Genomic DNA, 26,536 nt, shown 5'->3' on the forward strand with positions numbered 1-26,536 from the left:
TGCGACCGGGTGTGACGCAGGTGACACTATGAAGGCCGATCGGCCGCCTGCCCGCAACACGACGGCGGGCGAGCGGGTCGGCGCGGCGGAAAGGATCGTGATGGACAGCTCGGGGCGCCCGGTCCGCATCCGCCGACTGCTCGCCGGCGCACCGTTCGGCTGGCTGCTGGCCCTGCTGGGCGGGGCGATGTGCGTGCTCGGCTGGTACGCCGTCTCGGGCGAGCGACTGGCCGCCCGCCAGCTCCCCTACCTCGCCTCCGCCACCGCGCCGGGCGCCGCGCTGATCGTGGCGGGCGTGGTCTGGGCGGCGCTGCGCACCCCGGGCGCCCCGGCCACGGCCGCGGGACCTCTGCCGGACGAGCCGATCGCCGCCGACTGGGGGCCGTTCGAGAGCGACGGCGAGCCGGTGACGCCCGGCGGCGGCCTGGTCGCGGTGCCCGGCGGCACCCTCTGCCACCGTCCCGGCTGCCCGCTGGTGGCGGGCAAGCCGCAGGCCGTCGCGGTCGACGGCGCGGCGGTCCGGGCCCGCGGGTTGGCGCCGTGCCCGGTCTGCGAGCCGGACGTGCTGCCTGAGGGCGGCCCGCTCTGATGGCCGACCCCGGGCTGGCGATCGACTTCGCACTGGCCGGCGTGGCCGTCGGTGCCGCGGCCGCGCTCAGCGGGGTCGGGCTGGTGATCTGCTACCGACTGACCGGGGTGCTCAACCTGGCGCAGGGCGGCATCGCCGTCTTCGTCGCCTATCTGCTGCGCGAACTGGTGGTGGTGCGCGGCTGGCCGGTGGGCTGGGGCGCGGTGCTCTGCCTGCTGGTGGTGGCGCCCGGGCTCGGCGTGCTGCTCCAGCTGGCCGTGTTCGGACCGCTCCAGCGACGCCGGGCGGCGATCGGCGAGGTGGTGGTCGCCTGCGTCGGCGTCCTGGTGCTGCTGATCGGCGCGGTCGCGGCGATCTGGGGCACCGCGCCGCTGGCCGACGTGCCGGCGCTGGTCCCGGCGCGGACCGTCACGCTGCCCGGCGGCCACCTGCTGCGGGTGGACGCGGTGGCCCAGCTCGGCACGGTGCTGGTGATCGCGGTGGCGCTCTGGGCGGTCGGGCGGTGGACCGGCTTCGGGGTCCGGGCCAGGGCGGTCTCCGCCGATCCCACCCTGGCCGAGCTGGCCGGGGTGAACGCGGGGCGGGTGGCCGCGGCCGGCTGGGCCTTCGGCTCCTTCACGGCCGGACTGGTGGGCGTGCTGCTGGCGCCCCTCGTGCTGCTCGACCCGTACGGGCTGCCGCTGCTGGTGATGGAGACCCTCGCGGTCGCGGTGGCGGCCCGGCTGCGCAGCCTGCCGATCGCGGTGGCCGTCGGGCTCGCGCTGGGCATCGGCCAGTCCGAGCTGACCTGGCTGCACCCGGGCGGCACGCTGGGGCCGCTGCTGGACGCCGTGCAGTCCAACCTTTTCGCCGTCGCGCTGCTGGTGGCCGCCCTGGTGCCGTGGGGCTTCGTCGAGGGCTTCGCAGAGCAGGGGCTGCTGGGCGGCGGCGGGCTGCCGCAGCTCGGGCGGCCGCGCGGCGGTGGCGGGGGAGCGGCTTGGGGGGCTGCGGTCTGCGCGCTCGCGCTGCTCACCCCGCTGGCGCTGCGGGCGGGCGGGGTGCGGGCCGTGCTGACCGTGCCCGCGCTGGCGCTGATCCTGCTCTCGGTGGTGCTGGTGACCGGCGGCGGCGGGCTGGTCTCGCTGGGCCAGGGCTCCTTCGCGGGCCTGGGCGCGCTCGCCGCCGCGCTGCTCGCCTCCGGACGGGTGCCGGTGGGCGCGGCGCTGGTGGTCACCGTGCTCGGGCTGGCGGCGGCCGGGCTGCTGATCGGCCGTCCGGTGGTGCACCGGCGCGGCCTGGTGCTGGCCCTGGTGACCTTCGCGCTGGCGGTCGGGCTGAGCCGCTTCGTCTTCGAGCAGCCGTACGCGACTGCCGGGCTGACCGTGCTGCGGCCCGTCTTCCTGCGCGGCGACCACGCCTTCTACGCCGCCGAGTTGGCGGTCCTCGGGGTGGGTGCGCTGCTGGTGGCGGGGGTGCGGCGAGGGCGGCTCGGCCGGGCGCTGGTGGCGATGCGCGACCACGAGGCGGGCGCCTGGGCGGCGGGGGTGGCGGTGCCCCGGGTCAAGCTGCTGGTCTTCGGGCTGGGCGCTGGACTGGCGGGCGCGGGCGGGGTGCTGCTCGCGCTCAGCGGCGAGGCCTTCGACGCCTCGGTCTTCGACCCGGTGCAGGGGCTGCTCTGGTTCGCGGCCGTGGTGGTGGCCGGGGTGGACAGCGCGGTGGGCGCGGTGCTGGCGGCGTTTGCCCTGGTGGGGCTGGACGCGGCGACTGTCCCGGGGATGTCGGCGGTGGTGGTGGGCGCCCTCGCGGCGGGGGCGGGGTGGCTGCCCGGCGGGCTCGCGGGGTGGGTCCGACGGGTGGCGGCGGGGTGAGCGGGGAGGCGGCCGGTGCTGGGATGCTGGTCGGGCGCGGGGTGCTGCGGCGGCTCGGCGGCGTGGCGGTGGTGGACGGCGTGGACCTGGCGGTCCGTCCCGGGCGGGTCACCGCGCTGGTCGGCCCGAACGGCGCGGGCAAGAGCGTGCTGCTCGACTGCCTCAGCGGACTGGCCCGGCCCGACGGCGGGCGGATCCTGCTCGGCGACCGCGACATCACCCGGGCACCCTGCCACCGGCGGGCCCGGCTGGGCGTGGCGCGGACCTTCCAACAGGTGGCCGTCTTCCCCGAGTTGACGGTCGCGGAGAACGTCCAGGTCGGCGCCGAGCAGCGGCCCCGGCGGGCCGGCCGCCCGGGAGCGGTCCAGGACCGGGTGGCCGGCGCCCTGCGACTGCTCGGCCTGACCCTGCTCGCCCACCGACCGGCGGGCGACCTGCCGCTCGGGGTGCTCCGGCTGGTCGAGCTGGCCAGAGCGCTGGCCGGCTCACCGCGGGTGCTGCTGGTGGACGAGGTCTCGGTCGGCCTCGACGCGGGCCAGGTCGCCTGGGTCGCCCGGGTGCTGGCCCTGGTGGCCCGCGAGGGAGCGGGCGTGCTGCTGGTGGAGCACGACCTCGGGCTGGTCTCCCGGCTCGCCGAACTCGCCTACGTGCTGGACGGCGGCCGGGTGGTGACCACCGGTCCGATCGAGCGGGTGCTCGCCGACCAGAGGGTCCGGCGGCTCTGGTGAGCGCTCCGACGGGCGGCCTGGCCGCCGAACTGCGCGGCGTCCGAGTCCGCTACGGTCGGGTCGACCGGCTGCACGGGGTGGACGTGCGCTGCCCGAACGGGCGGGTCGGCTTCCTGGTCGGCCGCAACGGTTCCGGCCGCTCCACGGTGCTGGCGACCCTGGCCGGCCTGGCCCGCCCGTACCAGGGCCGGGTCACCGTGGCCGGACGCGACGTCACCGCACTGGCCGCCCACCGCCGGGCCGCGCTCGGGGTGGTGCTGGTCCCGGCCCGCCGGGCGGTCTTCTCGACCCTGACGGTGGCCGAGACCCTCAGCCTCTCCGGCCCGCCCGAGCACGCGGCGGCCCGATTTCCGGAACTGACCGCACTGTTCGCCCGCCGGTGCACCGAACTCTCCGGCGGCCAGCAGCAGTTGGTCGCCCTCGCTCGGGCCCTGCTGGCCGACCCTTCGCTCCTCCTGCTCGACGAACCCGAACGCGGCCTGGCCCCCACCGTGGTGACCCGCCTACGCCACCTCCTCACCGACCGCGCCAAGGCCGGCCACGCCGTCCTGCTGACCGCCCGCACCCTGCCCCCCTGGGCCCCGGACGACGCCCTGGTCCACGTCCTGGAGCGCGGCCGCCTGGTCTGGCTCGGCGAGGCGGGCGAACTGCGCCAGGGCTGAACTGCGCCAGGGCTGAACCGCGGCCGGCGAAACCCGCATGCGGAGGCTCGGGTGGGTCTGGGAGCATGCCCGGATGGCGCTTCGATTCGTACCGCTGGTCATCCGGCACACGCACCGACTTCCTGACCCCTGCGGGCCTGCCGGGGAGGGCGGGGGCGCTGCGCGGCAGTTGGATGCTGCGCTGATGTCGGTGGGGTTCAAGCTGTCGGCGGGGGTGCTGGAGCGGCTGTCGGGGCTGGCGGGGGAGGTGGTGGTCGAGGCCGGCGCTCGGGTGTTGGAGACCGTGCGCGCGATGGTGGGTGACCACGTGCGGCACAACGTGTACTTCGTCGACTTCCCGGCCAACGTGCCGGACACGTTCGAGTTCTGGATGCGGTGCGTCGCTGAGGCGGGCGCGTCGGACCGGCTCGGTACGGGTGTGCTCGACCTGCTGACGCTGCCGTCGTACGGCAACTACCGGCACACGTACGCCGAGATGCTCGCCGCGCACGATGAGCTGATCGCCGCCGCGGGCGACCGCCTGACGGTGCTGCACCTGGGTGGCAGCCCGGAGGACGAGGTGGCCGCGCTGTATCTGGCCCTGGCGGGCAGCAGTACTCCGCTGGGGGAGGAGGGGCTGACGGACCTGCGCGCGCTCGCCGGGTACTGCGTGGACGGTCCGCAGCCCGCGGCGATCCCGGTCCGGGAGAACCGCGCCGTCGTCAACCTGGCGCGGCTCCAGGCCGGCGCGGGCCTGCTGCTGGACACCGTCACCGACGTGCTCCGGCTGGCCTGTGCGCTGTCGGACGGCGATGTGGGCCTGGTGGAGCCGACCCGGTTCCGGTCGCTGTCCCGACCGGTGCGCCGCGCCCTGCTGGCCGGCCTGGACGCGGTGGTGGCGGCGGCCCCCGGCAAGCTCGCCGACGTCGGCGCGCACCGGGAGGCGTTCAAGCGCCTCGGCGAGCGCCTCCACCCGCACGAGTACCCGCGCTGGCCGCACGCCGCCGAGGTGTTCGCGGTGGCGCGGGGCGAGCAGGTGGCCCGGTCCTTCGGCAGCCGCGTCGAGGAGCTGCTCGGCGCGGGCGACGTCACCGGGGCGGTGCGGCTGCTGACGGCCGCGCCGGGCAGGCTGTTCCGCTCGCTGGACCGCCTGCTGCGCGCGTGCCGCACGCAGGACGAGCGCGACGCCGTCGTGGCGGCCGCTGAGCAGGTCGCCCCGCAGGTCGCCGGCCGGGTGCTGCTGTCGGTCCGCGAGCACCTTCAGAACCGCGCCCAGGAGACCGGCGTGCGCCGCTTCTTCGTCAATCGCCTGGGCCGTGCCTGGGTAGCCGACGACACCCGGCCGCCCGTTCCGGCGTCCGAGCGCGAGCGCCTGATCGCCGTCCTGGACGCCGAGACGCTGCGCCGCCTCCCGGAGCCAGGGCACCTGCTGATCGACCCGGACGTCCTGGACGTCGCGCTCCCGCTCAGCGGCAGGGCGACGACCGGCGGCTTCGGCGTGCTGCCCCGGGGCTCCCTCTCCCCGGTCGACGGCGAGCTGCTGCGGTTCTTCGTCTACTGGAAGGAGAGCAGCCGCACCACCGACTTCGACCTGTCGGCGCTGCTGCTGAACGAGTGGTACCAGACCATCACCTGGCTCTCCTACACCGCTCTCCAGGCGATCGAGGGCGAGCACTCCGGTGACATCACGGCCGCGCCCGACGGCGCCTCGGAGTTCATCAACCTGCGGTTGGACGCCGTGCGCGGCAGCTTCATCGTCCCGCAGGTCAACATCTACTCGGGGGAGGGCTTCGAGGAGGTCGAGGAGTCGTTCTTCGGTTTCATGCTGCGCGACGCCGAGCAGTTGGGCCGCCCCTTCGAGGCACGCACCGTGCGGATGAGGTCGGACCTGCGCGGTCCGGGCAGGGTCGCGCTGCCGCTGGCGTTCCTGCGCGGGAGCGACGGGCGCTGGCGTGCGAAGTGGCTGCACCTGTACCTCCGGGGCAACCCGAACTCCAACCGGGTCGAGGGGAACCGGGTGTCGGTCGCCACGCTGGTGCGCGGCATCGTCGAGCGCGACCACCTGACGGTCCGGTACCTCACGGAGCTGATGGGTCCGCGCGCCACCGCCACCACACTGTGGGACGGCGCGTCCGTCCCGGACGGCCCGGTCACCTACATCGGCCTGGAGCGCCCGGAGGGACTGCACCCGGACTCCGTGGTCGTCACCCCGGAAAACCTGCGTGCCCTGATCCCCGGCTGACTGCTAGCGTTGGTCCCGGCGAGGCCATGGACGGACTTCCTTCTCAACTCACCCTGAATTAGTCCCTCCGCTTTCCTCGCCCTCGACGTCACGCCGGGGTGCCGAACGGCACCCCGGCGTCGTCGTCCCCTCATGTGTCGCCACTAGGATCGGCCGCCTCCGTAGGAAGAGCCCACCGAAAGGCCGCCATGACCACCCCGCCCCAGCTCAACGTGCCCGACATCGCCCGCGGACGGCTGGACGCCTCGCGGCAGGGCCGCCCGTGCTTCACCTCGGACCTGTCGGTCAACGAGTTCGTGCTGCTGGGCGACGCGGGCTTCGAGCCGCTGGGCATGGTGCTCGGCAGCAGCGTCTACCACGTGGGGTTGCAGAGCGCGGGCTGGAAGGTCAGCCAGGAGCTCGGCACCCAGACCCAGGCCATGTACAGCGTGCGCGAGTTGGCGATGGGCCGGATGGAGGCCGAGGCGGCGCAGCTCGGCGCGGACGGCGTCGTCGGCGTGACGCTGCGGCCGATGAACTACAACTTCTTCAGCGACGTCATCGAGTTCATCGCCACGGGCACCGCCGTCCGGGCGACCGACGGGAAGAACTACCGCGCCCCGAACGGCAAGCCGTTCACCACCCCGCTCTCGGGCCAGGACTTCTGGACGCTGTGGCAGCACGGCTGGCTGCCGCGCCGGCTGGTGCTCGGCAACTGCGTCTACCACGTGGCCCACCAGTCGCTGCGGCAGACGCTCTCGCAGGTCGGGCAGAACACCGAACTGCCGCAGTTCACCCAGGCGCTGTACGACGCACGGGAGTTGGCGATGGCCAGGATGCAGTACGAGGGCCAGCAGCTGGGGGCCGACGGGATCGTGGGCACCGCTGTGAACGACCACCGCTACTGGGGGGAGCACGCGGTCGAGTTCGTCGCCGTCGGCACGGCCGTCAGCCGGATCCGCCCGGACGCGACGCCGGTGAAGCCCGGCCTCACCCTGCCGATGACCGGCTGACGTCGGCGTCGTCGGCCGGCACGTCGACGGCCGTGATGAGATCGGCCCGCAGCAGCCTGCCGACCTCTGTCCGCAGCCACACTCGGGAATCACCCATGGCCTCGCCGCCCTCGCTCGTGCCGGTCGTCGTACTCGGCGGGTATCCGCGGCAGGGCACCCCGAAACGTCATGCGGTTGCCGAGACGCGCTTGCGGAGGTACACCGAGGGTGGGGCACCCTGCACGGCGGGAGGTGGCGACGATGATCACGGAGCTGGCCCTGGAGCGCGTGGAGTTCACCTGCGGCCACTGCTGGAACGAGTGGAGCACCGACTTCGACGTCCAGCGCTACCGGGACGAGGACGGCAGTGACTGGGAGTACTTCTCCCGCGACGGCGTGGCGGTGGAGTCCCCGTACACGCCCGCGGGAGCCGCGCGCTGCCCGCGGTGCGGGCACCACTGGGTGGGCCGGATCCTGGCCCGGCGGCTGATCCCGGTCCCGCCCGGCCGGGTCAGCACACCCCGCCAGCAGATCACGGACGCGCGCGGGCACCGCTCCGAGCGCCACGGCGCCCCGCCGATCGGCGCGCACGCCCACACCCAGCCGCGGCAACCCGGACCGCCCACCGGTGAAGGCTCACGTTGACGGCGACAGGCGGTAGGTCTGGCCCGCGGCGGGCGAGCCCAGCGTCGCGAGTTCTATTGGCTTGGCGCTGAACGTTCATCCGGTATGCCGTTTGGTCATCGCGTTGAGTCGGGCCACGCGGGCGCTCAGGGACTCCAGGGCAGCTGTTGGGCGGACCTGCGACAGAGCCCGCGTCCACTCGGGGCCCCCGGCGGGCCGGCGCAGGTACAGGACCCCGGCGCGGTAGTCCATCACCTCGGCCACGCGATCCGATCGGAGGTCGACGACGTACGTCCCGATGGCGGGGACGGTGGGCTTGGCGCTCATGTCAGTTCCCCTCGGATGACGATCACTCCGTCGCCGGGCAGTGCCGGGGTCACGTCCATGTGTGCCATCAGTTCGCGCAGCAGGGAGGACGATTCGCCGCCGATCAGTTTCCCCGTGCACCGGGCGTACACCGTGAGCGCGTTGGCGATTTCGAGCGCCACCCGGGCCGAGCATCCACCCAGGTACACATGCGGGCCCTGTTCGATCCCCGTTGCGTGGAACGCCGGCCGCAGGCCGGGCAGTTGGGTCAGTTCGGCGACCTGGAACGCCGTTGCCAGTGTCTCTGCCGCGTCCTCCGCTTCCTGCTGGTGTCGTCTCAGAGTCTCGTTTGCGCGTTCCAGCTCTGCCATCGTTGCTCCCTGTAGTGGTTCCACTACCGAGGATCGGCATCAGGGCTTACGATTGCCAGGGTTTCCACCTTGACAAACCCGCCGTGTGAAGGGACGTCAGTGACCATGGCCGAACAGGATGTTGACCCTGCATCGTCTCCAATAGCCCGGTTTGGTGCAGAACTTCGCAGGTCACGGCGCGCACGCGGCTGGTCTCAGACGGAGCTGGCCAGGCGCATGGGCTACTCGAACACGCTGATCTCGTACATCGAAAGAGGTCAGCGGTCGCCCACACGAAAATTCGCTGTGAAGACCGACAGCGTGTTCGACACCGGCCAGACGTTCTATGACCTGTGGCGACGCATCGACCGCGCCAGCCTGCTGGAGGGCTTCCCGGAGTACGCAGACGCCGAAGCGCGATGCCGCCGGCTTCGCCTGTTTTCGCTCACGATGATCACTGGACTGTTTCAAACCCCCGGCTACGCGGCGGCGTTGTCGTCAGCGATCGTTCAGCGGGGGATCATCACCCAAGCCGAAGCTACCGAACGGCTGGAGTTCCTGGCCTCACGACAGCGGCGGCTTGATGGGAAGAACCCGCCAGCCGTTCACGCCGTCCTGGACGAGAGTTGCCTCACTCGAACAATCGGCGGGCCACTTGTGATGGGAGAGCAGCTGTACCACCTTGAGGCGCTTGCTGCCCGTCCCAACATCACGATCCAAGTAGCACCGATCAGCGTTGCAGAGCATCTGCCCTTCGCCCTGCCTGTCGTCCTACTGGGTATGCCGGATCGATCCGTTCTGGGATATTCCGAGTCCTACGCTCGGGGGCATCTTGAGCGAGATCAGCGGATCGTCGCGACATGGGACAGCGAGTACGATCAGCTCCAGATGGAGGCGCTGCCCAAGGCGCCATCCCTGGAGTTCATTCGCAAGGCCCGAGAGGAACTTTCATGAGCCCTGACCTGTCTGGCGCCTCTTGGCGCAAGTCGTCGTTCTCCACAAACGGGGGCGAGTGCATCGAGGTGGCCGACGGCTTCCCCGGGGTTATGCCCGTCCGTGACTCGAAGGACCCCCAGGGGCCCGCCCTGGTCTTCCCTGCCGTCTCGTTCGCTTCGTTCGTCGCTGCCGTCAAGTCGGGCGAGTTCGGAGCGGTCTGACCCTCCCTCACCGAGCGCATCATGACGGCGCCGTGACGATGATGACGTCCAACGTGCGGGGGCCGTGGACGCCTTCGACGCGGTTGAGTTCGATGTCGCTGGTGGCGGACGGTCCGGAGATGAAGGTGAGCGGGCGGGCGGGGTCGAGGCGGGCCAGGGCGTCGGGGACGTCGGGGACGATCTGGTCGGCGGTGACGACGCACAGGTGGTAGTCCGGGACGAGGGTCATGGCGCGTCGCCCCTGGCCGGGGCCGGTGTCCAGGACGATCGTGCCGGTGACGGCGATGCCGAGCGCGGCGGTGCTGATCGTGCCGTCCAGCTGGTCCAACTCGGCGACGGAGAGCGGTGGTTCGTCGTGCGCCCAGCTGCCGGACGGGAGCTGATCGGCGGGGAAGCCGGGCGGGACCGCGACGCGCACAGCCCCGCGGGCGGTGAGGGCGCGGCGGATCGTGTCCGGCAGTGCCTGGGGCGTGCTGCGGATGACGGTGGCGCGGTAGTCGGCGACGCGTTCGGCGAACAGCTCCACCACGTCGCCCTCGGCGTGGCTGCGCAGGTAGTCGCGCGGGACCGGGACGGACTCGGGCCTCTCGTCGTCGGGGACGTCGGCGAGGGCGGCGCGGATCCGGGCGAGGATCTGCTGACGTGTGCTCAAGACTGCTCCCTGTTCTTGCGCCACCAGCTGCGGAAGGATTCGGCGGGCGGCGCGGGGCTGTCGCGGGCGTCGGACCAGCCGTGCAGTGGTCCGGGCAGCCGGCCGATCCGGCCGTCGCGGGAGAGCACGCGGCCGCCGAGCGCGGCGGCCTTCTGGGCGGCGGCGAGCCGGCCGGGAGTGGCGAGGACGGCGGCGGCGGCCTTCATGGCGAGGGCTTCGGCGGTGGGCAGGTGGCGGCTGCGGCGCTGGGCGTCGACTACCTCGGCGCGCAGGTGGACCAGCACCTCCGGGATGTTGATCTTCACCGGGCAGGCGTCGTAGCAGGCCCCGCAGAGCGTGGAGGCGAACGGCAGCGAGGCCGCGTGCTGCACGCCCGCCAGCTGCGGGGTGAGGACGGCGCCGATCGGTCCGGGGTAGACCGAGCCGTAGGCGTGGCCGCCGGTGCGCTCGTAGACCGGGCAGACGTTCAGGCAGGCCGAGCAGCGGATGCAGGCCAGCGCCTGGCGGCCGACGGTGTCGGCCAGGGTGGCGGTGCGGCCGTTGTCGAGCAGCACCAGGTGGAAGTCCTGCGGCCCGTCGCCGGGGGTGGTGCCGGTCCACATCGAGGTGTAGGGGTTCATCCGCTCGCCGGTGGAGGAGCGCGGCAGCAACTGGAGGAACACCTCCAGATCGGCGAAGGTGGGCACGACCTTCTCGATACCCATCACGGTGATCAGCGTCTGCGGCAGGGTCAGGCACATCCGGCCGTTGCCCTCCGACTCCACCACCGCGACCGTGCCCGTCTCGGCCACGCCGAAGTTGGCCCCCGAGACGGCGACCTTCGCCCGCAGGAACCGCTCCCGCAGGTGCAGCCGGGCCGCCTCGGCCAGCGCGCGCGGCTCGTCGGTCAGGTCGGGGTCGGGGGCGGGGACCATCCGGTTCAGGAAGATCTCGCGGATCTCGGCGCGGTTGCGGTGGATGGCGGGCACCAGGATGTGCGAGGGCCGGTCCTCGCCGAGCTGGACGATCAGCTCCGCGAGATCGGTCTCGTAGGCCGTGATGCCTTCGAGAGCGAGCGCCTCGTTGAGCCCGATCTCCTGGGTGGCCATCGACTTGACCTTGACGACTTCGCGCTCACCCGTCGCCTGCACGAGAGCGGTGACGATCCGGTTGGCCTCCTCGGCGTCGGCCGCCCAGTGCACGGTGCCACCGGCCGCCGTCACCGAGCGCTCCAACTCCTCCAGGTACCGGTCCAGATGGCGCAGCGTGCGGCGCTTGAGCGCCTCCCCGGCCTCGCGCAGCTGCTCCCAGTCGCCCAACTCCCCGGTCACCGCGAGGCGTTTGTCGCGGATCGTGCCGGTGGCCCGGCGCAGGTTGCCGCGCAGCTGCGGGTCGGCCAGCGCGGTGCGCGCGGCCTTCGGGAAGGCGGGTGTGTCGAGCCAGACCAGGCCGTCCCCGGTGCCGTTCATCGCTGCACCCCCTCGGTGGCGGCCAGGATCTCGGCCAGGTGCATGGTCCGTACCCCGCTGCGCTGTCGGGACAGGCCGCCGCCGATGTGCATCAGGCAGGAGTTGTCGGCCGCGCAGAGCACCTCCGCGCCGCAGGCGTGCACGGCGCTCATCTTGTCCGCGAGCATCGCGGCGGAGGTGTCCGCGTTCTTCACCGCGAAGGTGCCGCCGAACCCGCAGCAGGACTCGCAACCCGGCAGGTCGACCAGCTCGATCCCGTCCACCGCGCGCAGCAGCCGGTAGGGGCGGTCGCCGAGGCGCAGGCCGCGCAGTGAGTGGCAGGTCGGGTGGTAGGCCACCTTGTGCGGGAAGTGCGCGCCGACGTCCTCGACCTTCAGGACGTCGGTCAGGAACTCGGTGAACTCGTGGACCCTGGGGACGAGTTCGGCGACCTCGCGGCGCAGCTGCTCGGAACCGTACTGCTCGGCCAGCACCGGGTGGCCCTCGCGCACCATCCCCGCGCAGGACGCGGACGGGGTCACCACCGCGTCGTAGTGCGCGAAGGTCTCGGCGAAGCGCCGCACCATCGGCATCGCCTCGGGCCGGTAGCCGGTGTTGAAGTGCATCTGGCCGCAGCAGGTCTGCTCCTGCGGGAACTCCACGGTGTGGCCGAGCCGTTCCAGCACGCTGAGCACGGCCCGGCCGGTGTCGGGGTAGAGCGTGTCGTTGAAACAGGTGATGAAGAGGGCGATACGCACCGCTCGACTCCCTTCTCTGGTGGGTGCCACCCTCTCAGATCTGCGGTGGGTCAGCGGGCGCTGCCGAGGTTCCGGTCGGCGTCGGCGCCCTGGAGCAGGAGGGTGGTCTCCTCGATCCGGCGGAACCGGCCGTCGGGGGCGAACTGGGCGAAGAGGTAGACCTCCATGCGCACGGTGGAGCCGTCGGTCTTGGTGACCTCGACGATGTGGCGGTCCGCGTAGCGGTCGCCCTGCACGAGCTCGTCCAGGATCTGGACCGACCCGTCGGCGACGACCGTGCGCAGGTGGGCGATGTGGGTCGTGAACGCGCTGCGGTCGTCCCAGCGGCCGTCGGTGCGCTGGCGGTAGTCGGGGGCGAAGTGCCGGTCGACGGCCTCCGACAGCTCCAGGCCGGGCGTCAGGAGCAGGTCCGTGAGGGCGGCGGTGATGGTGGTGCGGGTGGCGGTCATGGCGGGCTCCCTGAGTACGGTACAGATGCGTGCGTCGAGCACGTATCTGTACCGTACTACGAAATACGTGCGTCGCGCACGCATTGCCTTGAGGGGCAATCCTGTCGGAGTCAAAGGGGGGCAAACCATGAGTTTGGTCACAAGGGGGCGGTGAGCCCGGCCATGGTGGCTATAGTCTGACCGGCCTTTGCGCTTTCGGGCGCGGCGGGGATTGGCTCGGCTGTGTCGGCGGCGCGCCGTGCGTTCCCCAGGGCGGGGCCGCGTCGGCGTGTTGTCGTGCGGTCAGGTCCTGGGCGAAAGGGCTCTGGACATCGGACACTCTGGAAGACGGAAGATGACCCCCACCACCAGCCGCCGCTGCGGCGCCGTCACCGCTGTCGCCGTCGGCGCCGTCCTGCTGAGCGCCTGCGGCTCGGGCGCCCCCAAGGCGGCCTCCCTGCACGACCAGCTGCCCGCGGCGATCCGCAAGGCCGGCGTGATCCGGGTCGGCACGTCGCTCACCGCCGCCCCGGTGATCTTCAAGAACGCGCAGGGGCTGCCGGACGGCCTCGACCCCGACCTCGCCGCGGCGCTGTCGAAGGAGCTGGGCGTGAAGCTCGAGTTCCAGGACCAGGGGCCGTTCGCCAACGTGCTCCCCGGGCTGCTGTCCGCGAAGTACGACATCGCGATGTCCGGCATCACCGACACCCGCGAGCGCGAGAACGGCCTCGACGCGAACGGCAAGCAGGTCAACGACGGTGTCGACTTCGTCGACTACTTCATGGCCGGCATCGGGATAGTCGTCCACAAGGGCAACCCCGACAAGATCTCGGGGCTGGACGACATCTGCGGCAAGACCGTGGTGGTGAAGCAGGGCACCGTCCACGACACGCTGGCCCTCAGTCAGCAGAAGGCGTGCCAGCACCTCAACAGCCCGCTGAAGGTCCTGGAGGTGGACTCCGACTCGACCGCCCAGGACGATCTGCGCGCCGGCCAGGCGGCGGCCTACCTCACGGACTACCCGAAGGCGATGTACAACGCCCAGACCGTCGACGGCGGGCAGGCCTTCGACGTCACCGGCCCGCAGCTGCAGCCCCGCCCGTACGGGATCGCCCTGCGCAAGAGCGACACCGCGCTGCGGGACGTGCTGTCGAAGGCGGTCGAGAAGCTGCTGGTGGACGGCAGCTACGACACCCTGCTCGGCAATCTGAAGCTGACCACGGGTGCCATCCCCAGCGCCGTCGTGAACGGCAGCAGCTGAGGCATCCGTTCGTATGCAGGGTGGGACCTCATGTCGCGGAGGGTGAGGTCCGTACCCGATGGCGTACGGTGTTCGGATGCGATACGGCGTGTACGGCGGCCGCTGGGCGGACGGTCGGCACGGTCTCACGGGGGGCTTGTCGTGGGCGAACGGCCGACCGGTACCAGCTGCGGTGACGCGAAAGCGGAACACCGGAGTGAGATTTGGGGGATCTGATGACAACCCAGCTTCGTGCTGAGCAGACGCGTGCCACGATCATCGAAGCTGCCGCCGACCTGTTCGACCGCCAGGGCTACCGCGCCGCGAGCCTGAGCGGCATCGCGGGGCGGGCCGGGGTGACCAAGGGCGCCCTGTACTTCCACTTCACCTCGAAGGAGGAACTCGCCCTCGCCGTGATCGAGCGGCAGGACGAGCTCTCCAGGAGGGCGAGCGAGGAGCTGCTGGCGCTGAACCTTCCGGGGTTCGAGACGGTGGTTCGGATGACCTTCGAGTTCGCGGGGCGGGCGCTGTCGAACCCGGTGACCCGGGCCGGGGTTCGGCTGACCCTCGAACGGCTGGTGCCGGGAAGTGCTGCCCGTGACAGCTACGGGGGGTGGGTCGAGGTGGCCGGCCGGCAGCTGGAACGGGCCGTGGTCGAACTCGACGTGCGCCCCACCATCGATCCGCCGGCCTGCGCCGGGTTCATCATCCGGACGCTCACGGGAATGCAGTTGGTGAGTCAGGCGTCGCTGCCGGGCCGGACGCTCCCGCAACTGGTGGCCGAGATGTGGGACGTGATCATCCCGGGGCTGCTGCCGCCCCGGCGTACCCCGCACTACCTCGACCTGGTCAGAACGCTTGCGGCGGAAGTGGATGCGGCGGCGCAGCGGGAGGGGTAGCAGGACGGGCGCACCCCAGTCGTAACGTGCTGAGCGGCCTCAATTTTCACGGACGTAACCGGCCGAACAGTATAGTAATCATACGCTGTTCGTTCACCAGAGTTCAGCGCTTCCAGCCTGTCGTTCATCAGAGTTCGGCTCAACGCCGTTCATCTTCCAGGACCGTGCTCAGTCAACTGACTGCCGTTCAAACATGGCGCTGCGCCCCGCTGAACTCACGGCACAGGGCCCTGCCAGGCGGGTTGGCCAGTATCTGGGCGCCGCGTGTGATGTCTGCCACAAAGCGGAACCCCGGCCTGCACATTGGGCGTTGGAGGCCGCTCGTGAACCGGTCAACAGCTTGACCAAAGCAAGTCGGCCGGTATGTTGTTCGTCTGAACACCGTGTTGACTGTCATCGCCGGGGGATCACGTGACGATTGCATCTCAGCTCAAGCCGGTCGCGAGAGAGGACTTCATCGCAGGCAGTGTCCACAGCTCGCCGCTCTACGAGCGCGACAGTCAACTGTGGGCCCTGAAGCAGTTGTTCGGCGAAGTCGTCGGAGGCCGCAGCCGGTTCGCCGTGGTGAGCGGCGCGGTCGGCACCGGCAAGTCCGAACTGCTCTCCACCTTCGCCGACCAGGCCATCGGTGCCGGGGCGGTGTCCCTGTGCGCCACTGCCTCCCGCGCCGAACAGGCAGTGCCCTACGGCGTGTTGGCCCAACTGTTCCGTACCGCAGGGCTGTCGCCGGAGCGCAACAGCGAGGCCTGGCGGTTACTTCACCACGGCGTCACCGACCCGCTCACCAGCACGGCCGGCCGGCAGCGGTCGGCGCAGGTCTTCCACGGGCTCTGCGTGGCGCTGTCGGACGTCATCGACAGGATTCCGGCCCCGGTGCTGATCGGCGTGGATGACGCGCACTACGCGGACACGCCCTCCCTCCAGTGCCTGTCGAACGTCGTACGCCGCCTGCGCACTTCGCCGGTTCTGCTGATCTGCAACGAGTCCGGGCCCGTCGAGTCGGCGGACCTGCTGCTCCGCGCCGAGTTCCCGCTGGAGCCGCAGGGCCGCCGACTCACTCTCGACCTGCTCTCCCCTCGCGGGGTCGAGGCCCTGCTGGCCGGGCATCTCGGCGCCGCGACGGCCCGGCTGCTGGCCGCCGAGTGCTCCGCGGTCAGCGGCGGCAACCCGCTCCTGGTGCGGGGAATCATCGAGGACAACCGGGTGGCGAGAACCGCGGCGAGTTCCGCTCTGGTCGTCGACGCCGGGTTCGACCAGGCGGTGCTGGGCTGCCTCTACCGCTGCGGGAGTTCGGTGCTGCTGGTCGCCCGGCAGCTCGCGCTGCTGGACGAACCGGTCGGCGTCGAGCAGTTGGCCCGTTTCGTCGGCCTGGACACCGAGGTGGTCGCCCGGGCCCTGGGCGCCCTGGAGTCCACCGGACTGCTCGCGGCCGGCCGTTTCCGGCATCCGCGGGCGCGGCTGGCCGTGCTCGGTTCGATGGACGCCGAGGAGCGCATCCAGGCGCACAACCGGACCGCCCGGCTGCTCTACGAGGGCGGCGCACCGGCGCTGGTGGTGGCCCGCCAGTTACAGGCCGCCGGACGGTTCGTCTCGGACTGCTTCGTCCCCGTCCTGCACGAGGCGGCGGAGCAGGCGGTGGCCGAGGGCAAGGTGGACCAGGCGCTGGAGATCCTCCTGCTGGCCTACCGGTTCGCGGGCGACGAGCGGTTGAAGGCCGCCAGTGTGGCCCTGCTCGCGCGCATCGAGTGGCGCACCGACCCGCACACCGCCCACCGCCGCACGCCGTACCTCACCGCCGCCGCCGGAGCCGGCCTGCTGTCCGTGGAGGCCGCGCTGGACTGCGTCAGTCCGCTGCTGTGGTTCGGGCAGGTCGACTCCGCGCAGGGCATTCTGCGCCAGGTCGCCGACTCGGCCGCGGCCCAGAACCCGGAGGCCGCGGCGCGGGCGCACGGCCTCTGGACGTGGCTGGGTTCGCTCTACCCGGCCGTGGCCGAGCTGACCGGTCCACCGCGCCTGCCCGGTGCGCCGGACCCGGTACCGTCCGTGCGGGTCTGCCGGCAGACGGAGGCCGCCGGACTGCTGGCCACCCTGCTGTCGGACGGGCCGACCTCCGACTCGGCGGCCGAGGCCGAGCACATCCTGCTCAGCTACCTGCTGGACGAGCGGTCGCTGCCCGTGCTGACCAGCGCGCTGATCGCGCTGGTCATCGGGGACCAGCTGGCGGCGGCGGAGCGCTGGGTCGACTCCCTGGAGCAGCGGAGCAGGGCGCTCTCGGCGCCGGTCTGGTGCGGGCTGCTCAGCGTGGTCCGGGCGGAGATCGCGCTGCGCCGCGGTTGCCCCGGCGAGGCCGACAGCGCGGCGCGGGCGGCGCTGGCCCTGGTCCCGGGCAAGAGCTGGGGACTGGCGCTCGGCGTGCCGCTGAGCATCCTGATCCGGGCGAACACCGCGATGGGCAGGTACGACGAGGCGGTTCGCCACCTCCAGACGCCGGTGCCGGGCGCGCTCTTCCAGACGCCGCTGGGCATGTACTACCTGCAGGCCCGCGGGCGTTACCACCTGGCCACCGGACGGCCGCAGGCCGCGCTCCAGGACTTTCTCACCGTCGGCGACCGGTTGCGGCGCTGGAGACAGGACAGCCCGGCGCTGATGCCGTGGCGCAGCGATGCGGCGTGGGCACTGCTCCGGGAAGGAAACACGGTCAGAGCACGGGAGTTGGCCGAGGAGCAGCTCACCCTGTGCGGTCCGGACCAGGCCCGGGCCCGGGCCGCCTCGCTGCGGGTGCTGGCGGCCTGCGGTGAGCGCGCTGCCCGGCCCGAGGTGCTGGAGCAGGCGCTGGAGGAGCTGCAGCGCATCGACGCCCGGCTGGAGCAGGCCCACGTACTGAACGACCTGGGCGTCGCGCGCCAGGAGCTCGGCCAGCTCGTCAAGGGCCGGCTGCTGATGCACCGGGCCCAGCAGCTCGCGGAGGAGTGCGGTGCCGCGCTCCCCGCCCCGGCGGCCGCCGCGACGTCCGCCGCCGTGTCGGGCCGGCCGGCCGCGACGCTCAGCGACGCCGAGCTGCGGGTGGCCACGCTCGCCGCCGACGGGCACAGCAACCGCCAGATCGCGAACAAGCTCTTCGTCACCGTGAGCACGGTGGAACAGCATCTCACCAAGGTCTACCGGAAGTTGAACGTCACGCGCCGCACGGACATCGCGCGCGAACTGCACGCCGCATGACGAGTGGGCCGCGCCGGAGTACCGGCGCGGCCCACGGGTGTCAGGGCGGGAAAGCGGTCAGAGGACCGGCGGTTCGGGGGCCTCGCCCTCGACGAACACCTGGGCGGCATCGTCGTAGAAGCTCAGGTACCCGGCGATGTCGGCGGCCGAGTCCAGCGGGCGCGGGTAGGCCCAGACCACGTCGGGCCAGCCCTCGGCGGTGCCGTCCGGGCCCCGGTAGGACCAGTAGGAGGCCTCGCCCTTGAGCGGGCAGCTGGTGTGCGTGCCGGTGGGCTGGAAGAGCGTCAACTCCACGTCGCTCGGCGGCAGGTAGTAGCGGACCGGCAGTCCGGTCTCGAACAGTGCCACCGGGCGGCTCGACCTGGCCACCACCCTGCCGTCGATCTGCACCGTCACGGTCTGCGTGCTCTGCACGGTCACCACGCGGTGCCGCTGGTCGGAGGTTGTCATCAGGATCTCCTCGTAGTCAGGTCAGACGGCGGCGCTGATCGCCTCGTACTCCTCGTCCGACAGGGTGATCAGGGCGCTCGCCGTGTTCTCCTCCAGGTGCTCGACCGAGGTCGTGCCCGGGATCGGCAGCAGCACGGGCGAGTGGCGCAGCAGCCAGGCCAGCGCGAGCTGGGCGGCGGTGGCCGAGTGGGCCACCCGGACGGAGGCCAGCCGGCTGCCGGGCTCGGCCAACTGGCCCATGGCGATCGGGAACCAGGGAATGAAGACCAGGTTGTGCTGCTCGCAGTAGTGCAGCACCTCCTCGTACTTGCGGTCGGCCAGGTTGTAGAGGTTCTGCACCGACACGATCTCGGCGACCTGGCGGGCCCGCTCGATCTCCTCGACCGTCACCTCGGACAGTCCGATGTGGCGGATCTTCCCCTCCTCCTGGAGCAGCTTCAGCTCGCCGACCTGGTCCTCCAGCGGCACGGCCGGGTCGATCCGGTGCAGCTGGAAGAGGTCGATGCGCTCGAGCCCGAGGTGTCGCAGGCTCAACTCGGCCTGCTGGCGCAGGTATTCCGGACGACCGAGCGGGCGCCAGTCGTTCGGCCCGGGACGGCTGAGTCCGGCCTTGGTCGCGATGACCAGGTCGTCGGTGTAGGGGTGCAGGGCCCGGCGGATCGTCTGCTCCGCGGTGAAGGGGCCGTAGGAGTCGGCGGTGTCGATGAGGTTCACGCCGAGCTCCACGGCCCGGCGCAGGACCTTTACGGCCTGCTCGGGGTCGGTGGGCTCGCCCCAGATGCCGGGGCCGGTGAGGCGCATCGAGCCGTAGCCCAGGCGGTTGACGGTCAGATCGCCGCCCAGTTGCACGGTTCCCGCGGCTGCGGCGGGGCGGGCGATCGATTCGGTGGTCATGGTGTTCTGTCCTTCGGCTGGTCCGGCTGACTGTGCAGAGAGCGAGGCGGAGCCGCCAGGGTCGGGGGTGGCCCCTGGCGGCTCCGCCGGTCTTGGTGGACCCTCAGCCGACCGTGACCGGAGTCTCGGTGGCGTCGACCGTACTGACGGCGGCCGGCGAGTCCTTCTTGATGAGCAGGGCGAAGAAGGCGCCGACGACGGTGGCGGCACCGCCGATCACACCCGCCAGGCGCAGGCCGTCCACGATGTGCGCCGCGCTGGCCGTGGCCACCGAGGTGGTGTGCAGGGTGGAGTTGGCGACCGCGACCAGGACCGCCAGGCCCATGGCGCCGCCGGCCTGCTGCGAGGTGCTGGCGAGCGCCGAGGCCACGCCCTGCTGCTCCGGGGCCACGCCGGTACCGGCGGCCACGAACATCGTCACGAAGGTGACACCGCCCGCCAGGCCGAAGAAGGCGATACCCGGCAGGACGGTCCAGAACGAGCCGCCGACCGTCATGCCGGCCACCATCGCGGCCAGGCCGATGCCGGTGCCGATCATGCCGACGAAGAGCGTCATCCGGGCGCCGTACTTGCCGATCATGCGGGGACCGACCTGGCCGAGGGCCAGCACGCTGATCACGGTCAGCGGGAGGAAGGCGAGTCCGGCCTCGATCGCGCTGAAGCCCAGAACCGGCTGCAGGAACGTGGTGAGCAGGTAGTACGCGGCGCCCAGGCAGGCCTGGTAGACCAGGATGACGGCCATCGAGGGGGAGAGGCTGCGGTTGCTGAAGGTGCTCAGCGGGACCAGCGGGTCCTTGGTGGCCTTCTCGACGAGCAGGAAGCCGATCAGCAGGACCAGGCCGAGGACGATCGAGCCGGCGCCCTGCAGTGAGCCCCAGCCCGCCTGCGGTCCGCTGACCAGGCCGAAGACCAGGAGCGAGCAGCCGGCGGTGGCGAGGATCGCCCCGGGGATGTCGAAGCTGCCCGTGCGGCCGGTGCGGGGGGCGTCGGCGGGAAGCACCTTGAGGCCGGCGATCAGCGCGATGATGGCGAGCGGGACGTTGATGAAGAAGACCCAGGTCCAGCCGGTGTACTCGGTGAACACGCCGCCGAGCAGCGCGCCGGCGGACAGGCCGGCACCACCGGCCGAGCCCCAGGCGCCCATCGCCTTGGTGCGCGCGGGGCCCTCCTCGAAGGTGGTCATGATCAGCGAGAGTGTGGCCGGGAAGAGCAGCGCGCCGCCGAAGCCCTGCACGGCGCGGGCCGCGACCAGCATGCCGGCGCCGGTCGCCAGACCGCCGGCCAGCGAGGCGACGGCGTAGACGCCCAGGGCCAGCAGCCAGATCCGGCGCTGGCCGAGGCGGTCGACGGCGCGGCCGCCGAAGAGCAGCAGCCCGCCGAAGCCGACGGCGTAGGCACTGACCACCCACTGCAGCGACTGGGCGTTGAAGTCCAGCGCCTTGCCGATGTCGGGCAGTGCTACGTAAACGATGTTGTAGTCCACCGCGATGATGAACTGCGCGAATGCCAGCAGCCACAGCCGGAGACCGGCTCGCTGCTGTGACGGGGCGGCAGAGGTAACCACGATCTGGCTCTTTCCTTTGCGACGACTTGACGGGCCGTGAGTGAGTTCGGCTCGGAGCGAAGGACACACAGATGACGGGAGCTCAGGTCCCTCGGGACGCACGAGGGGCATCGACGTTGCCGGCTGAACCGAGCGCCGTGTTGTTCTCTGCATAGTGTTCAGAGTTTGCATGGGGTATGTCAACTGACAGTCGTTCAGCGATGGAACGTTGAAGAACAACTCAACGTTGCTAGGCTGTTGGACATGGGACGACCTACTCGGAGCCGGCGGGAACGCCTTCGGGAGGCCACTGCTGCGGAGATCAAGAAGACTGCTCTCCAGCTCATGGCCGCCAACGGAACCGCCTGTGTCTCGCTGCGAGCCGTCGCACGGGACATGGGGATGACCCCTGGGGCCATCTACAGCTACTTCGACGCCCGTGACGACCTGATCAGTGCGCTGATCGCGGACGTCTACACCGACCTGGCCGACACGCTGGAGGCGGCCCGCGCCAGCCGCCCGGCCCACGACCCGGCCGGGCGGGTGATGGCCTACGGCCGGGCCTACCGCCGGTGGGCGATCACCCATCCGGAGGAGTTCAGGCTGGTGTACGGGGACCCGGTACCGGACTACCAGCCGTCGCCGAGCGGCGCCGCGGCCGAGGCCGAGCACCGCGCCTGCGCGCTGCTCACCGGCATCGTCGCCGACGCCTGGCCCAAGGCGCAGCACCTGCACATGGGCGGCACCCACGCCTGGTCCGACTACGCGCCGGACTTCGCCGCCCTGGTCCGCGCCAGCTTCCCCGAACTCCCGGCGGAGGGCGTTGGGTTGTCGCTGCGGGTCTGGGGGCGGATGCACGGCCTGGTGGCCCTGGAGGTCTACGGACACCTGCGCCCGTGGGTGCTGGACCCGGAGCAGCTGTACCTGCGGGAGATCGCCGATCTCACCAGGTCCCTCGGGCTGACCAGGCCGGAGGAGGCCGGGACATGACGAGGGTGCCCCGGTCGGCGCGGGCCGACCGGGGCACCCGTGGGCGGGGCGAGCGCCCGGCTGTCAGACCGGCTTCACGGTGGCCGGCAGCTCGCCGAGCGTGCGCAGCACGATGCCCGGGAAGCGCTCCGGCTCGTCGACCGCCAACTCCACGTCGTACTTCACCAGTTCGGCCAGTGCCGCCTGGGTGGTGAGCTTGGCGATCGGTGCGGCCACGCAGAAGTGGATGCCATGGCCGAAGCCGAGGTTGCGGCCGGTCGGGCGTGAGAGGTCCAGGGTGTCCGCATGCGAGTAGTACTCCGGGTCGTGGTTGGCGGCGCCGAGCACCGCGGCCACGTGCTCACCGGGCTGCATCAGGATTCCGCCCACCTCGACCTCGGCCAGCGCGGTGCGCGGGACCATCTGCAGCGGGGCGTCGTAGCGCAGCAACTCCTCGGTGGCGCTGACGATCTGGTCCGGGTGCTCGCGCAGCCAGCGGAACTGGTCGGGGTGGCGCAGCAGGGCCAGCGAGGCGTTGCCGATCAGCGCGCGGGTCGCGTTGAAGCCGGCCGCCAGCAGGTTCATCAGCGTCATGCCCAGCTCCAGCTCGCTCAACTGGTCGCCGTCCGCCTGGGCGAGGGCCAGCTGGCTGATCAGGTCGGCACCGGGATCGGCGCGGCGCTGGGCCGCCATCTCCAGGCCGGCCTTGACGAAGCCGTCCCGCGCCTCGTCGCGCTGCCGCTTCTCCTCGGACGACAGGATGAAGCCCGGGTCCAGGCCGCGGCCGCTGACGTTGGCCAGCCCCAGGAAGAGCTCGTGGTACTGCTGGGGCACGTCGATCAGCGCGTCCAGGACCAGGGCCGGCAGCTGCCCGGCGAGGCCGGACATCAGGTCGACCGGGCCGTCGGCGCCGCGCGCCGCCACGTCCCGCATCAGCTGCGCGGCGAACTGGGCGGTCCGCTCGCGCAGGCCCTCCACCATCCGGGGCGTGAAGGCCTTGGAGACCAGGGCGCGAATGCGGGTGTGGTCCGGCGGGTCCATGAAGATCAGCGGACGTCCGGGCGGGCCGTCCGGGTTCGGGACGAACTGGTCGGCCACGATCGGGTCGTCGCCGTAGCCGAGCCGGGGGTCGCTCATCACGGTGGCCGCCGCCTCGTGGCTGAGGACGGTGACCAGCCCGCCGGGCGTGCGGAAGACCTGCCCCGACTCCTCGCGGATCCGGCGGTAGACCGAGTACGGGTCGCGGTAGTAGTCGGGGTCGAAGGCGTCGAAGGGGAGTATCAGAGCTGCGAGTTCGTGGTCGACGTCGGGTGCCGTGGTCATGTCTCAGATCCTGTTCTGGTGGACTGGTGTGTGCTGGTCGGCCGACCGGCGGCTGATCGCCGCGTGGTCGGGCTCGGAACCGTTGCTGTGGGCGAGTTGGCGCCAGTGGTCGGCGAGGCGGTGCCGGGCCGCCGTGCAGTAGACGTCCGCCAGCGCCTGCTGGTCGTCGCCGTCGAAGGCCTGGCCGGCCCGCGACAAGGTGGCGGTGGCGGCGAAGAGTTCGGCGGCGATCCGGCCGAGCAGGATCAACCTGCGTTCCTGTGAGAAGAGTTCACTGCGCTGCGGAAAGCGGCGGACCAGGTCCAGGCAGGTCCGCCGGAACTCCCCGACCTGGTCCGCCACGGCGCGCAGGTGGGCCCGGTTGGCGGGGGAGAGGCCGGCGGGTTCCACGCTCGGCTGGACCTGCGGCTGCGGCTGCGGCTGCGCGTGGGCGGCCTGGTAGCAGCGGGCGAGCAGGCCCTGGGCGGCCTGGCTGTCCAGCTGGAAGTCGACGTTGCCGGCGATCCGCAGGCCGCGCGCGTCGCGCATCGCGCGCTCCAGGGGAACCGCGGGAACCCCTCGGCGGAGCTTGCTGGGCACCGTCTCGATGCCCTCGGCGCCGTGCAGCGAAACGGTCCGGTCCACGATCCGCCAGGCGGTCCTGACCAGCAGGTTCTTGGCGGCCAGTCGCTCGAACCAGCGGTCGCCGGGCCGGGAGTCCAGCAGGCTCCACCGGGCGACGCTCTCCATGGCGTACACCTCGGCGAGGGTGGCCGCCACCATCCGCTGGATCTCGTCGTACGCGCCCAGCGGAAGGCCGTTGATGCGGCGCCGGGCCACGAACTCGCCGGTCCAGCGCCGGCACAGCTTGGCGATCGCCATCGCGGGGGCACCGGTGAAGTACAGCTGGCCGGCCATCACCGCGGTGCGCATCAGCTCGGGGAACCTCGGGTCCTCCAGCTCGCCGCGCACCACGTGCTCCACGGGCACCCAGACCTCGTGGAAGCGCAGCGCGCCGTTCGGCAGGCCGCGGCTGCCGGTGAACTCGATCGGGGAGGTGACCTCGAAGCCGGGAGCGCTGGTGTCGACGAAGCAGATGCAGAGCCTGCGGCCGTCCCGGCGGTGCTCGGTGGCGGCCACCGGCAGCAGGTCGGCCACCGGCCCGTGGCCGGTGAAGACCTTCGAACCGCGCAGCACGTAGTGGGCGCCGTCCGCGGAGAGCGTCGCGGTCATCCCCGGCCAGGTGTTGTTCTGGCCGGTGGGTTCGGTCAGCCCGAACCCGGAGATCGCGCCGCCGCCGATCCGCTCGTTGACGAAGTCCAGCAGCGGCCCCGGCTCCAGCGCCGGGATCAGCGCGGGCGCGCCGACCCCCGCCTGGACGGCCAGCATCTGGCCGGCCGGCATGCAGTAGCTCGCGGCCTGCTCGATGACCCGGAAGCAGTCAAACGCAGACAGCTCCAGGCCGCCGATCCTCGCGCTGTTGCGCAGCTTCAGGTAGCCGCTGGCGCGCAGGTCGTCGAGGTACCCGTCCGGCAGCCGACCGGTCAGGTCGACCTCGTCCGGGTCCAGCCGCTCCCGCAGGAAGCGCTCGACGTCGGCCACCGCCGCGTCGCCCGCCTTCCGGTCGGCCGGCGGCTGTTCGGGGAAGTGCCGGAAGAGCTCCCAGTCGAGCCGGCCGGACTCCAGTGCGGACAGGAAGGTCAGAGCCGGCGCTTGCGCTTCGGTCGGACGCGGATGCATGAGTGCCGCCTTATCTTCACAATGCGATCTTCACGGTGCCGGAACGAGTTCCACCGGCACGTCCAGCAGGACGGTGTGCTTGTTGTTGGGCGCCCAGACCTCCGGGCCGGCCGGCCGGATCTCCTCGACCCGGTCCAGCAGGGCCTCCAGGGCGAGCCGGATCTCCAGGCGCCCGAACGCGTCGCCCAGGCAGTAGTGGGTGCCGGCGCCGAAGGACAGGTGCGGATTGGGATCGCGCCGGATGTCGAAGTGCTCCGGGTCGGCGAAGACCGTCTCGTCCCGGTTGGCGGACGGCCACCAGAGGGTGACCTTGTCACCGGCCCGCATCTGCCGGTCGTGCAGTTCGACGTCCCGGGTGAGCGTGCGCCGGTTGTACGGGTTCGCGGGCAGCCAGCGCAGCACCTCCTCGACGGCCGTCGGCAGCAGGCTCCGGTCGGCGCGCAACTCCCGCCACTGGTCCGGGTTCTGGGCGAAGGCCAGCAGCCCCCCGGCGATGGTGTTGCGCGGCTGCTCGAAGCCGCTCACCAGCATCACGCTGGTGTTGGCCTCCCGCTCGACCTCGGTCAGCGGCGGCTGGCCCGAGCCCTCGGGAAGCTCGGCCAGCGCGAGCACCGAACCGAGGTCGTCGGCCGGGTCCAGGCGCTTGGCCGCGAGCAGGCCGGAGAAGTAGCCGCGCAGGTCGGTGTAGGTCTGCCGGGAGTGCTCGGTGGCCCGGCCGGTCCTGCGGTCGGTGAATCCCAGCACCTCGTGCACCCAGCTGGTGAGCTGGGGCCAGTCCGCGGCCGGGATGCCCAGCAGCAGGGCGACCGACTGGAGGGAGAAGGGCTCGGAGTAGTCGTCGACCAGGTCGGCCTTGCCGCCGGCGACGGCTCGGTCGGCGAGCGCCTCGGCCCGCGCCCGCAGCTCGGGCTCCATCGCCGCGATGACGCGTCCGGTGACGGCCGGCGCCAGCAGGTCCTTGAACACGTCGTGCCGGGGACTGTCCATCATGGCCAGGACGGTGCCGGTGAGCCCGCCGCCGACCGGCAGGTCCTCCAGGTGGGAGCCGCCGCCGGCCCGGCCGCCGCCGCCCTGCGAGGAGAACACCGGATCGGCCGAGGCCGCCGCGATGTCCGCGTGCCGGGTCAGCACCCAGAAGCCCTCGCCGTCCGGCATCTGCCCCGCGGGGTGCCGGAGCAGCGGCGCCTCGCGGCGCAGCCGGGCGAACAGCTCGTACGGGATGCCGTCGGCGAATCCCGCATGGTCGGTCAGGTCGAAGCCGCCCAGAACCAACGGGAGAGCGGTCTTCGCAGCGGAATGGTTCTCGGTGGTCAACGGGACCTCAACTCAAGTCTGCGGAAAGGGACATGGGCGATGGGTGGCAGGGCCGGGGTCGGGGTCGACGCTAATCACGGCCGACCCCTACCGCCAACCCCAGATGCCCTGCTGGGACCCCTAGTCGGAGGTCGGTTGGCAGTGCGGACCGGGGCGAGGCGGAAGATCTCCCGGACCAGGTCGAAGCCCGAGGACTCCTCGGTCACCCGGTCCGCGGCCGGCGGGGCCGCCTTCCCCGCCTCGTCC

At 71.9% G+C, this 26,536-nt stretch carries 25 protein-coding genes; 13 read left to right on the top strand and 12 right to left on the bottom strand.

Annotated features, from left to right (window positions below):
* Positions 1–28 precede the first annotated feature (28 nt).
* From P3T37_RS18000 to P3T37_RS18025, 7 genes are all read left to right on the top strand, one after another.
* Positions 29–589 carry a hypothetical protein gene (locus P3T37_RS18000; protein WP_280724704.1) on the top strand — a complete coding sequence of 187 codons (561 nt, stop codon included), beginning with the start codon at positions 29–31 and terminating at the stop codon, positions 587–589.
* Positions 589–2,436 (top strand): ABC transporter permease, encoded by a 1,848-nt coding sequence (locus P3T37_RS18005; RefSeq protein WP_348533250.1) that lies wholly within the window; start codon positions 589–591, stop codon positions 2,434–2,436. The genes P3T37_RS18000 and P3T37_RS18005 overlap by 1 nt, the downstream gene beginning before the upstream one ends.
* Positions 2,433–3,164: an ATP-binding cassette domain-containing protein gene (locus tag P3T37_RS37065; RefSeq protein ID WP_348533251.1), complete on the top strand. Its 732-nt coding sequence runs from the start codon at positions 2,433–2,435 to the stop codon at positions 3,162–3,164. The genes P3T37_RS18005 and P3T37_RS37065 overlap by 4 nt, the downstream gene beginning before the upstream one ends.
* Positions 3,161–3,826 carry an ATP-binding cassette domain-containing protein gene (locus P3T37_RS18010; RefSeq protein WP_280724705.1) on the top strand — a complete coding sequence of 222 codons (666 nt, stop codon included), beginning with the start codon at positions 3,161–3,163 and terminating at the stop codon, positions 3,824–3,826. Before P3T37_RS37065 ends, P3T37_RS18010 begins: the two co-directional genes overlap by 4 nt.
* Before the next feature lie 37 nt (positions 3,827–3,863).
* Positions 3,864–6,047, top strand: coding sequence for a hypothetical protein (locus P3T37_RS18015; RefSeq protein WP_280724706.1), 2,184 nt, complete (start codon positions 3,864–3,866; stop codon positions 6,045–6,047).
* A 188-nt stretch (positions 6,048–6,235) separates the two neighbouring features.
* Positions 6,236–7,039 carry a heavy metal-binding domain-containing protein gene (locus tag P3T37_RS18020; protein ID WP_280724707.1) on the top strand — a complete coding sequence of 268 codons (804 nt, stop codon included), beginning with the start codon at positions 6,236–6,238 and terminating at the stop codon, positions 7,037–7,039.
* Positions 7,040–7,279: 240 nt separating this feature from the next.
* Positions 7,280–7,663, top strand: coding sequence for a hypothetical protein (locus P3T37_RS18025; RefSeq protein ID WP_280724708.1), 384 nt, complete (start codon positions 7,280–7,282; stop codon positions 7,661–7,663).
* Positions 7,664–7,738: 75 nt separating this feature from the next.
* On the opposite strand, the gene P3T37_RS18030 is transcribed toward P3T37_RS18025, so the two are convergent.
* The gene (locus tag P3T37_RS18030) at positions 7,739–7,969 is read right to left on the bottom strand and encodes a hypothetical protein (RefSeq protein ID WP_280724709.1); all 231 of its coding nucleotides are present in this window, start codon (positions 7,967–7,969) and stop codon (positions 7,739–7,741) included.
* On the bottom strand, positions 7,966–8,319 hold the full coding sequence (locus tag P3T37_RS18035; RefSeq protein ID WP_280724710.1) for a hypothetical protein: 354 nt from the start codon (positions 8,317–8,319) through the stop codon (positions 7,966–7,968). The genes P3T37_RS18030 and P3T37_RS18035 overlap by 4 nt, the downstream gene beginning before the upstream one ends.
* A 105-nt stretch (positions 8,320–8,424) precedes the next feature.
* On the opposite strand from P3T37_RS18035, the gene P3T37_RS18040 reads away from it, so the two are divergent.
* Complete coding sequence (locus P3T37_RS18040) at positions 8,425–9,252, top strand: helix-turn-helix transcriptional regulator (RefSeq protein WP_280724711.1); 828 nt, start codon at positions 8,425–8,427, stop codon at positions 9,250–9,252.
* Positions 9,249–9,455 (top strand): DUF397 domain-containing protein, encoded by a 207-nt coding sequence (locus tag P3T37_RS18045; RefSeq protein WP_280724712.1) that lies wholly within the window; start codon positions 9,249–9,251, stop codon positions 9,453–9,455. Before P3T37_RS18040 ends, P3T37_RS18045 begins: the two co-directional genes overlap by 4 nt.
* 19 nt (positions 9,456–9,474) lie before the next feature.
* On the opposite strand, the gene P3T37_RS18050 is transcribed toward P3T37_RS18045, so the two are convergent.
* The 4 genes from P3T37_RS18050 to P3T37_RS18065 are packed head-to-tail and all read right to left on the bottom strand — an operon-like array spanning position 9,475 to position 12,741.
* Entirely contained in the window at positions 9,475–10,107 is a 633-nt protein-coding gene (locus tag P3T37_RS18050) for a lactate utilization protein C (protein WP_280724713.1), read from the bottom strand.
* Complete coding sequence (locus P3T37_RS18055; protein ID WP_280724714.1) at positions 10,104–11,555, bottom strand: LutB/LldF family L-lactate oxidation iron-sulfur protein; 1,452 nt, start codon at positions 11,553–11,555, stop codon at positions 10,104–10,106. The genes P3T37_RS18050 and P3T37_RS18055 overlap by 4 nt, the downstream gene beginning before the upstream one ends.
* On the bottom strand, positions 11,552–12,292 hold the full coding sequence (locus P3T37_RS18060; protein ID WP_280724715.1) for a (Fe-S)-binding protein: 741 nt from the start codon (positions 12,290–12,292) through the stop codon (positions 11,552–11,554). Before P3T37_RS18060 ends, P3T37_RS18055 begins: the two co-directional genes overlap by 4 nt.
* Before the next feature lie 50 nt (positions 12,293–12,342).
* Positions 12,343–12,741, bottom strand: coding sequence for a nuclear transport factor 2 family protein (locus P3T37_RS18065; protein WP_280724716.1), 399 nt, complete (start codon positions 12,739–12,741; stop codon positions 12,343–12,345).
* A 334-nt stretch (positions 12,742–13,075) separates the two neighbouring features.
* On the opposite strand from P3T37_RS18065, the gene P3T37_RS18070 reads away from it, so the two are divergent.
* The 3 genes from P3T37_RS18070 to P3T37_RS18080 all read left to right on the top strand — a co-directional run bounded on the left by P3T37_RS18070 (position 13,076) and on the right by P3T37_RS18080 (position 18,078).
* Positions 13,076–13,981: an ABC transporter substrate-binding protein gene (locus P3T37_RS18070; RefSeq protein ID WP_280724717.1), complete on the top strand. Its 906-nt coding sequence runs from the start codon at positions 13,076–13,078 to the stop codon at positions 13,979–13,981.
* Between the two features lie 215 nt (positions 13,982–14,196).
* Positions 14,197–14,859, top strand: coding sequence for a ScbR family autoregulator-binding transcription factor (locus tag P3T37_RS18075; protein ID WP_280724718.1), 663 nt, complete (start codon positions 14,197–14,199; stop codon positions 14,857–14,859).
* A 411-nt stretch (positions 14,860–15,270) separates the two neighbouring features.
* Entirely contained in the window at positions 15,271–18,078 is a 2,808-nt protein-coding gene (locus tag P3T37_RS18080) for a LuxR family transcriptional regulator (RefSeq protein ID WP_280724719.1), read from the top strand.
* 57 nt (positions 18,079–18,135) lie between these two features.
* Here the strand turns inward: P3T37_RS18080 and P3T37_RS18085 are convergent, their stop codons facing one another.
* The 3 genes from P3T37_RS18085 to P3T37_RS18095 form a co-directional block, all read right to left on the bottom strand.
* Entirely contained in the window at positions 18,136–18,528 is a 393-nt protein-coding gene (locus P3T37_RS18085) for a DUF427 domain-containing protein (RefSeq protein ID WP_280724720.1), read from the bottom strand.
* Between the two features lie 21 nt (positions 18,529–18,549).
* Positions 18,550–19,422 carry an aldo/keto reductase gene (locus P3T37_RS18090; RefSeq protein WP_280724721.1) on the bottom strand — a complete coding sequence of 291 codons (873 nt, stop codon included), beginning with the start codon at positions 19,420–19,422 and terminating at the stop codon, positions 18,550–18,552.
* 103 nt (positions 19,423–19,525) lie between these two features.
* Positions 19,526–20,986, bottom strand: coding sequence for an MFS transporter (locus tag P3T37_RS18095; protein WP_280724722.1), 1,461 nt, complete (start codon positions 20,984–20,986; stop codon positions 19,526–19,528).
* Between the two features lie 243 nt (positions 20,987–21,229).
* On the opposite strand from P3T37_RS18095, the gene P3T37_RS18100 reads away from it, so the two are divergent.
* The gene (locus P3T37_RS18100) at positions 21,230–21,955 is read left to right on the top strand and encodes a TetR/AcrR family transcriptional regulator (RefSeq protein WP_280724723.1); all 726 of its coding nucleotides are present in this window, start codon (positions 21,230–21,232) and stop codon (positions 21,953–21,955) included.
* A gap of 63 nt (positions 21,956–22,018) precedes the next feature.
* Here the strand turns inward: P3T37_RS18100 and P3T37_RS18105 are convergent, their stop codons facing one another.
* The 3 genes from P3T37_RS18105 to P3T37_RS18115 are packed head-to-tail and all read right to left on the bottom strand — an operon-like array spanning position 22,019 to position 26,290.
* Positions 22,019–23,257 (bottom strand): cytochrome P450, encoded by a 1,239-nt coding sequence (locus tag P3T37_RS18105; RefSeq protein WP_280724724.1) that lies wholly within the window; start codon positions 23,255–23,257, stop codon positions 22,019–22,021.
* 3 nt (positions 23,258–23,260) lie between these two features.
* Positions 23,261–24,976: an acyl-CoA dehydrogenase family protein gene (locus P3T37_RS18110; RefSeq protein WP_280724725.1), complete on the bottom strand. Its 1,716-nt coding sequence runs from the start codon at positions 24,974–24,976 to the stop codon at positions 23,261–23,263.
* A 30-nt stretch (positions 24,977–25,006) separates the two neighbouring features.
* Positions 25,007–26,290 (bottom strand): cytochrome P450, encoded by a 1,284-nt coding sequence (locus P3T37_RS18115; protein WP_280724726.1) that lies wholly within the window; start codon positions 26,288–26,290, stop codon positions 25,007–25,009.
* Between the last annotated feature and the right edge of the window lie 246 nt (positions 26,291–26,536).

The organism is Kitasatospora sp. MAA4, assembly GCF_029893355.1.
GTDB lineage: Bacteria > Actinomycetota > Actinomycetes > Streptomycetales > Streptomycetaceae > Kitasatospora.

Excerpts from the sequence above, each read along its gene's own strand:
- P3T37_RS18000 (WP_280724704.1), top strand. The coding sequence starts at position 29 with ATGAAGGCCGATCGGCCGCCTGCCCGCAACACGACGGCGGGCGAGCGG.
- P3T37_RS18005 (WP_348533250.1), top strand. The coding sequence starts at position 589 with ATGGCCGACCCCGGGCTGGCGATCGACTTCGCACTGGCCGGCGTGGCC.
- P3T37_RS18015 (WP_280724706.1), top strand. The coding sequence starts at position 3,864 with ATGCGGAGGCTCGGGTGGGTCTGGGAGCATGCCCGGATGGCGCTTCGA.
- P3T37_RS18020 (WP_280724707.1), top strand. The coding sequence starts at position 6,236 with ATGACCACCCCGCCCCAGCTCAACGTGCCCGACATCGCCCGCGGACGG.
- P3T37_RS18025 (WP_280724708.1), top strand. The coding sequence starts at position 7,280 with ATGATCACGGAGCTGGCCCTGGAGCGCGTGGAGTTCACCTGCGGCCAC.
- P3T37_RS18030 (WP_280724709.1), bottom strand. The coding sequence starts at position 7,969 with ATGAGCGCCAAGCCCACCGTCCCCGCCATCGGGACGTACGTCGTCGAC.
- P3T37_RS18035 (WP_280724710.1), bottom strand. The coding sequence starts at position 8,319 with ATGGCAGAGCTGGAACGCGCAAACGAGACTCTGAGACGACACCAGCAG.
- P3T37_RS18040 (WP_280724711.1), top strand. The coding sequence starts at position 8,425 with ATGGCCGAACAGGATGTTGACCCTGCATCGTCTCCAATAGCCCGGTTT.
- P3T37_RS18045 (WP_280724712.1), top strand. The coding sequence starts at position 9,249 with ATGAGCCCTGACCTGTCTGGCGCCTCTTGGCGCAAGTCGTCGTTCTCC.
- P3T37_RS18055 (WP_280724714.1), bottom strand. The coding sequence starts at position 11,555 with ATGAACGGCACCGGGGACGGCCTGGTCTGGCTCGACACACCCGCCTTC.
- P3T37_RS18065 (WP_280724716.1), bottom strand. The coding sequence starts at position 12,741 with ATGACCGCCACCCGCACCACCATCACCGCCGCCCTCACGGACCTGCTC.
- P3T37_RS18070 (WP_280724717.1), top strand. The coding sequence starts at position 13,076 with ATGACCCCCACCACCAGCCGCCGCTGCGGCGCCGTCACCGCTGTCGCC.
- P3T37_RS18075 (WP_280724718.1), top strand. The coding sequence starts at position 14,197 with ATGACAACCCAGCTTCGTGCTGAGCAGACGCGTGCCACGATCATCGAA.
- P3T37_RS18085 (WP_280724720.1), bottom strand. The coding sequence starts at position 18,528 with ATGACAACCTCCGACCAGCGGCACCGCGTGGTGACCGTGCAGAGCACG.
- P3T37_RS18090 (WP_280724721.1), bottom strand. The coding sequence starts at position 19,422 with ATGACCACCGAATCGATCGCCCGCCCCGCCGCAGCCGCGGGAACCGTG.
- P3T37_RS18100 (WP_280724723.1), top strand. The coding sequence starts at position 21,230 with ATGGGACGACCTACTCGGAGCCGGCGGGAACGCCTTCGGGAGGCCACT.
- P3T37_RS18105 (WP_280724724.1), bottom strand. The coding sequence starts at position 23,257 with ATGACCACGGCACCCGACGTCGACCACGAACTCGCAGCTCTGATACTC.
- P3T37_RS18110 (WP_280724725.1), bottom strand. The coding sequence starts at position 24,976 with ATGCATCCGCGTCCGACCGAAGCGCAAGCGCCGGCTCTGACCTTCCTG.